This window comes from Mesorhizobium sp. B2-4-14, from assembly GCF_006442155.1.
GTDB lineage: Bacteria > Pseudomonadota > Alphaproteobacteria > Rhizobiales > Rhizobiaceae > Mesorhizobium.
Map to the genome: position 1 here is coordinate 1 of NZ_VFVA01000085.1, position 1,200 is coordinate 1,200.

At 65.3% G+C, this 1,200-nt stretch carries 1 pseudogene; it reads left to right on the forward strand.

The annotated features are described in order from the left end of the window. Positions 1-1,200, forward strand: a pseudogene (locus FJ938_RS29255) (translocation/assembly module TamB); the annotation flags it as partial.

Consider the following 1,200-nt stretch of genomic DNA (forward strand, 5'->3'; position numbering starts at 1 on the left):
CGGTTTCCGGCACGGTATCGGTGGACAAGGTCGGTCTCGAGAATGCCACGATCGCGCCGCTGATCGCCGGCAAGGTCACGGCCGCGCTCAGCGGGCGCCTGACAGCCGATGCCATGGCCATCGACAGCGGCTCTCTCAAGAGCGATGCGCTGAACAGCCAGGTCTCCGGCCAGGTATCGCTGCGTGATGGCGCCATCGATCTCAAGCTGAAGGCGGATGCCCCGTCATCGGCCTTGCCGCCAGCGGCGCGAGGCATGCTCGGTGAACGGGCGCAGATCAGCGCCGCGATAAAGCGCGATCCCAATGGCGCTATCAACGTCGATGGGTTGAAGCTGATCTCCGGCGCGCTGAGCGCACAGGGACAGGCAAGCCTGGCCGACAACAAGGTGGCCGCCGACATTACCGGCGCTCTTACCGATATTTCCCCGCTGTCCAAGGACGCCAAGGGTGCCATTGCCTTTGCGCTGACTGCTCAGGGGCCGGCCACCGCCCCCGACCTGTCGCTGACCGTCAATAGCGATCGGCTTTCGGTGGCGTCGCGCGAGATCACCGGGCTGAAGCTGACCGCCACCGGCAAGGCGGATGCCATCAACCCGGCTGCGAATGTGCAACTGACCGGCAATGTCGCGGGACAGGCCTTGCAAGGCAGTGCCGTGCTGGCGACGGCGAACGGCAAGAGCGCCATCAACGGCCTGCTTCTGTCGCTGGGCCCAAACAAGATCTCCGGCGATCTGGAATTGGACGACAAGTTCGTGCCTGAAGGCACAATCTCGCTCGACCTGCCCGATATCGGGCCGCTTGCCGCGCTGGCGCTGGAAAAGGCCGAAGGCGACGTGCGCGGCACGATCGCCTTTTCGAAGAACGGCACGGCACCCCAGGTCGCCATCAAGGCGGCCACCGCCTCGATCACGCGCGGCGACCTCCAGGCGAAAACCGTTTCCATCGATGCGCTGATCGCCAACTATCTTGCGGCGCCGGTGATCTCGGGCAAGATCCATGCCGACACCGTCATATCGGGCGGCACGGTGATCAGCGGCATCGATGTCGATCTGAAGCGTGACGGCGACTGGACCGGCTTCTCCGGCGGCGCCACGGTCAAGGGCATTCCGGCCAAGGCGGCTGGCCGGGTGAAAGCCGCCAACGGCACGACGACCATCGAACTTGCTTCCGGACAGGCGACTGTCCAGGGCATCCAGGCGG